Below are 5419 nucleotides of genomic sequence, written 5' to 3'. Positions count from 1 at the left end.
GGTTATGGTAAGTATGGTTATGGTAAGTATGGTAACTATAACTATGAATATAAGTAATAGAGATTGCCAATTATTACCGTGCAGTTTTTTGAATGAATCTTATTAGATGAACTGCTAGTAAGATGCCAACGAGATTGGCTGCAAGATCCGCTACTTCAAAGTAGCGATTAATGGCAAATAGCTGTGCAATTTCAATTAATAAACTATAAGTAAATAGTAAGGCTGCAGTTTGATATTGACTAGTCTGTGGATATGCCAGTGTAATTAACATTGTAGCCAAGCCGTAGCTTCCCAGATGTAATATTTTGTCTAGATGGTCAAAATTAATTGGCATTTCTACTTGTGGTTTGAGTGACAAGTAGGTGATGGTGATCAGCCATGTGATCGCGGCGCTTTTAATTAAATATATTTGTTTTATTAGTTTCATATTAATGTCATAATTACCTATATTTATCAAATGTTATTTTACTTTGAATATTCCTAAGCATATCGCCATCATTATGGATGGCAACGGACGTTGGGCCGAGTCACATGGCGTGCCGAAATTTGAAGGCCATCGCCAAGGTGTAAAGGCTGTACGTACAGTGGTTCGCCACTGTGTAGAAATTGGTATCGAGACCTTGACGCTGTTTGCATTTAGCACTGAAAACAACAAGCGCACTGAAGAAGAAGTGGGTTGGTTGTTCAAGTTGTTTTTGGCAACACTAAAACTAGAGCTTAATAAGCTTAATAAAGCCAATATTCAGCTAGAGATAGTTGGCGATTTAACAATTTTTAACTCCAAATTGCAAACAGCTATTCGTAATGGTGTTGAGTTATTATCTGGTAATTCCGGAATGAAGCTAGTTGTGGCTGCCAATTATGGAGGTAGATGGGATTTAGTGCAGGCCACAAGAAAAATAGCTGAGATTTATTCACATGGTGAAATTGATTTGGATGAAATTGATGAAAATTTAGTTGAAAGCTGCTTGAGTTTTGAGCATAATTCAGTGGATTTACTGATTAGGACGAGTGGTGAACAACGCATTAGTAATTTCATGCTTTGGCATTTGGCTTATAGTGAAATGTACTTTTCTAACACGCTTTGGCCAGATTTTGATGAGACCGAGCTTGATTTAGCAATTGAAAACTACCAGATGCGTGATCGTCGTTTCGGCATTCGAAGTTAAAACCCCCAGCCTATTGATACAGCAGAGCTTGAAGAATTGTTAGAGCGTGAACCGATAAAGCGGTAAATAACATTGTTTTCATTGTCATGATGAGATAAGCCTAAAGCAATAGCTCTTTCATTGTTATGTTGACCCATGGCGATAGAGACATTAGATTCTCCATGCATGGCTTGTGGCAATACGGCAGCTGCAAGTACCTTCGCCAAACCAGCATCAACATAGCGTTTATTGGTGGCGTGATCTGACAGGGTTGGATTAGGTACACTGAGCGTACCAACAACTTGAGTGTTGTGTCCGACTCTACCAATGTTTAGTTGATCGTTGCTAGAGTACATTGCATCATAACTAGCACTATCTTCAAATACAACTGAATTCTGACCAATATGAACTGTATTGCCATCTTGACGAATCATGGTATTTAGGCTGTTTATAGAGTTGGAGTTTGTTGTAATGTTTGAAGTATTGCTATTTATTGATAAATCTTGAGATGTGTTTGTTAATTTAATGGAATTAGTGTTGCTTGTAATATTAGCGCTATTGGATAGAATAGCACTAGTATTTGTTGTTATATTTGTGCTGTTAGTAGAAATGCTACTGGCATTTGAATTGATTGAGCTTAAATTGTTGGTTATGGAGCTAGAATTATTTGCAATCTCACCATCTTGAATACTGTTGATAGACTGAATAGAGCTAATGCTCGAGTTATTGGTAGATATATTGTTGGTATTAATACTGATATTAGATTGATTTGTCGTAATTAAACTATCTTGTGAGGCGTTAATATTTTGGATGGTGCTGATCGCACTTGTATTGGCAGCAATAAGTAAATTGTTACTATTGATGGAGCTGATGTTAGTGCTGATATCTGCAGTGTTGCTACTGATTGATGTACCTTGAGTCGTATTATTAGCTTTCAAGGTGTTAATGTCAGTTGCATTAGTCGATATATTATTTGTGTTGGCAGATATCGAATTTTCATTAATTACAATACTGGCAGTATTGTTGGTTATTGATGAATTTTGAGAAGTGTTGATATTTTGAATGGTATTAATACTCGATGAATTGGTATTGATAGTGGCAATATTGTTAGAGATATTGGCTGTATTTGTCACAATCCCAGCCGAATTGTTTGCAATTAACGAGTCTTGTGATGTGTTAGTTGAAGAATTGCTTGATATAGTCGATGTATTTGAGTTGATAGTGCTCGTGTTGCTAGAAATATTGCTAGCATTAATTGTAATTGATGAATCTTGAGTCGTATTGTTAGTTTTCAAGGTGTTAATGTCAGTTGTATTAGTCGATATATTATTTGTATTTGTACTGATGGTGCTTATATTGGTATTAATTAGACCTTCTTGAGAAGTGTTGATCGTTTTAATAGTAGCTATATCACCACTGTTGATGGCAATATTTGCAGTATTTGTGGTGATGGTATTTGAGTTGCTTGCAATGTTGCCACTGTTTGTAGAAATTGAAAAGTCTTGAGCCGTATTAACTGTTTGAATCGTGCCAATTGAATTTGCATTATTGCTAATATTTGCACTATTGGATGAGATAGAGCTGGAATTTGTAGTGATATTGTTGGTGTTTGTTGTTATGTTTGAGCTGTTTCCGGTGATGTTGGTTGAGTTGGTATTGGTTGCAGTATCAACATAAGCTTTGGTAGTGGCGTGATTGTCACTTGTTGGCGTTTGTACGCTGAGTGTGCCAAGTACGGTGGTATTGTGAGAAGTACTGGTGCCAATTTGAAGCTAGTTAATGCTAGATGCTATTTCATCTTTTCCACTACTGGAAGTTGAAGCATCTTCAATGGTAAATGAATTAGCACCAATATGCACAACATCGCCAACTTTGCGCAGTACATTGTTGCCGGATGCATCCTTTAAAGTGTTAATTGTTAAGTTGCCATTTATCGTTACTTCTTGGGTGGAAAAATCACCATGAATCAGTGGTGAAGCTGTGTCGCCATTGGAGATATAAAGTTTGTTGGATCCAGTTTCGTTGTAGCCAGCTTTATGACCAATAAACACATTATTTGAGCCGGTTGTATTAGTGTATCCCGCGCGGTAGCCAATGGCTGTATTGCTATCGCCATTAGAGCTATTTAATGTGCCGTTACCGTTTGATACGTTGTAAGAGCCGGTGGTATTAGCCAGTTGTGCATCATCACCAATGGCAGTGTTAAATCCACCGGTAGTGTTGGCTTTCATGCCTTGGTTGCCAAGTGCAGTGTTGTTTGATCCAGTGGTGTTGTATCGCAGTGCATAATTACCACTGGCAGTATTGTCAGAGCCGGATGTATTGTCACGCATGGCGTAGTTACCTAATGAAGTGTTGTCATTGCCTGATGAGTTTGAACGCATTGAGTAATTACCGATTGCTGTATTTTTGTCACCTGTTGTGTTGTCTGAGAGTGTGTAATTACCGACAGAGGTGTTACTCGTGCCGGTGGTGTTGTCTTGCAAAGCATAATTACCAACCGCTGTATTTTTATCACCTGTGGTGTTGTATTTTAAGCTTTCAAAACCTATTGCTGTATTATCATCACCCGTGGTGTTATAGCGCAGAGAATAGCTGCCAATAGCAGTGTTTTGCTTGCCAGAAGTGTTGTTTCTTAAGCCAAAATAACCAACAGAGGTGTTGTTAAGGCCTGTGGTGTTGCTTTTCATGGCAGAATCGCCGATGGCTACATTCTTGGTACCCGAGGTGTTGTTAAGTGGTGCGTTACTACCCGTTGAAGTGTTTTCAGCTAACACTGACGCAGATATTGTTAATATGAATAACCTGGCCAATTTCATGATAATTCCCAAAAAACAAAGAACTATAGTGTAGATCAGATAAAACTATTTTATAGATTTTGAGCTTGGAATATTTGTAGTACAATCAGCCTGGTAACAAAAAAAACGTTTATTTTTTTCGACGATTTTTGAAAAATTCTTGCAATAATTTTTTGCAATCTTTAGCAAGAATACCACCTTCAGCTTCAATATTATGGTTAAAACATTCACTGGTAGATAAGTCTTGACAGGAGCCACAAACGCCGGTTTTTTCATCAAAAGCACCAAACACCACGCACGACACGCGCGCATGAATCATCGCACCTAGGCACATGGTGCACGGCTCTAGCGTTACATATAGTGTCGTGCCTGGAAATCGATAATTTCCCAGCTCTTTGCCTGCAGCGCGTAACACCTGAATTTCCGCATGTGCAGTCGGATCGTTATTAGAAATCGGCTGGTTGTGTGCGCTGGCAATAAGCTGATCATCTTGCACAAGCACCGCACCCACCGGTACTTCGCCTATTTTTTCAGCAAGCCTTGCTTGCTCAATTGCCAACTGCATATAGTAATCATGATTGTTGCTCATATGCGAGAATTATAATGTCAGTATTTTTGAGGTTTTGGTGCAGGCCTTGCCTGCCCCATTCTTTATTCCCACTCGATGGTTGCTGGCGGTTTACCTGAAATATCGTAAACAACTCGGGATACACGAGTAATCTCGTTCATGATGCGGTTGGACACAATATCTAAGAAGTCATACGGTAAGCGCGCCCAGCGAGCAGTCATAAAGTCAATAGTTTCAACAGCTCTAAGTGCAATGACATAATCATAACGGCGCTCATCACCAGTAACACCGACCGATTTAATCGGTAAAAATACCGCAAAGGCTTGGTTGACTGAATCATATAAATCGTGCTTGTAAAGCTCATCCATAAAGATTGCATCTGCTTCGCGTAAAATATTGGCATATTCTTCTTTAACCTGGCCAAGAATACGAACACCTAAGCCCGGACCCGGGAATGGGTGACGATACAACATGTGTGCAGGAATGCCTAGCTTAACGCCAATGGTGCGCACTTCGTCTTTAAATAGTTCACGCAGGGGTTCAACCAGTTCAAACTTAAGGTCTTCAGGTAGGCCACCAACGTTATGGTGTGATTTAATCACTTTGGCCTTGCCAGAGGCTGCACCGGCAGATTCAATTACATCTGGGTAAATGGTACCTTGTGCCAGGAATTTAATATCATCTAAGTGTCTTGCCTCTTCTTCAAATACTTCAATAAACGCACCGCCAATAATTTTGCGCTTTTTCTCAGGGTCGTTTTCATTGGCAAGGCCGTCGTAGAATTTTTTCTGAGCATTGGCGCGAATCACTTTAACACCCATATTGTCAGCAAAGGTTTGCATTACCTCGTCGCCTTCATTAAGGCGCAATAGGCCGTTATCAACAAACACACAAGTCAGCTGATC

7 protein-coding genes are annotated in these 5419 nt (G+C 39.3%); 2 read left to right on the top strand and 5 right to left on the bottom strand.

Features of this window, described 5'->3' with window-relative positions; all coding sequences use genetic code 11:
- Positions 1 to 73: 73 nt before the first annotated feature.
- A complete protein-coding gene (locus PSN35_RS02840; RefSeq protein WP_300029145.1) occupies positions 74 to 427 on the bottom strand; it encodes a VanZ family protein in 354 nt (117 codons plus the stop codon).
- A gap of 43 nt (positions 428 to 470) precedes the next feature.
- Here PSN35_RS02840 and uppS point away from each other — a divergent pair, with 43 nt between their 5' ends.
- Entirely contained in the window at positions 471 to 1169 is a 699-nt protein-coding gene (uppS, locus tag PSN35_RS02835; RefSeq protein ID WP_367183367.1) for a polyprenyl diphosphate synthase, read from the top strand.
- On the opposite strand, the gene PSN35_RS02830 is transcribed toward uppS, so the two are convergent.
- A complete protein-coding gene (locus tag PSN35_RS02830; RefSeq protein WP_300029142.1) occupies positions 1166 to 2281 on the bottom strand; it encodes a YadA-like family protein in 1116 nt (371 codons plus the stop codon). The genes uppS and PSN35_RS02830 overlap by 4 nt on opposite strands.
- Positions 2282 to 2675: 394 nt before the next feature.
- Here PSN35_RS02830 and PSN35_RS02825 point away from each other — a divergent pair, with 394 nt between their 5' ends.
- Positions 2676 to 2825 (top strand): hypothetical protein, encoded by a 150-nt coding sequence (locus PSN35_RS02825; RefSeq protein ID WP_300029139.1) that lies wholly within the window; start codon positions 2676 to 2678, stop codon positions 2823 to 2825.
- Between the two features lie 95 nt (positions 2826 to 2920).
- Here the strand turns inward: PSN35_RS02825 and PSN35_RS02820 are convergent, their stop codons facing one another.
- The 3 genes from PSN35_RS02820 to guaA form a co-directional block, all read right to left on the bottom strand.
- Positions 2921 to 3925: a hypothetical protein gene (locus PSN35_RS02820; RefSeq protein ID WP_300029136.1), complete on the bottom strand. Its 1005-nt coding sequence runs from the start codon at positions 3923 to 3925 to the stop codon at positions 2921 to 2923.
- 151 nt (positions 3926 to 4076) lie between these two features.
- Entirely contained in the window at positions 4077 to 4535 is a 459-nt protein-coding gene (tadA, locus tag PSN35_RS02815; RefSeq protein WP_300029133.1) for a tRNA adenosine(34) deaminase TadA, read from the bottom strand.
- Positions 4536 to 4597: 62 nt separating this feature from the next.
- The coding region (gene guaA, locus PSN35_RS02810) for a glutamine-hydrolyzing GMP synthase (protein WP_300029130.1) at positions 4598 to 5419 on the bottom strand (822 nt) is incomplete at its 5' end.

This window comes from Candidatus Thioglobus sp. (assembly GCF_028599055.1).
Classification (GTDB): domain Bacteria; phylum Pseudomonadota; class Gammaproteobacteria; order PS1; family Pseudothioglobaceae; genus Thioglobus_A.
This window is presented reverse-complemented; position numbering and strand designations above follow the sequence as displayed.

What these genes read in the sequence shown, in the direction of transcription:
- PSN35_RS02840 (WP_300029145.1), bottom strand. Translation starts at nt 427, where the DNA reads ATGAAACTAATAAAACAAATATATTTAATTAAAAGCGCCGCGATCACA.
- tadA (WP_300029133.1), bottom strand. Translation starts at nt 4,535, where the DNA reads ATGAGCAACAATCATGATTACTATATGCAGTTGGCAATTGAGCAAGCA.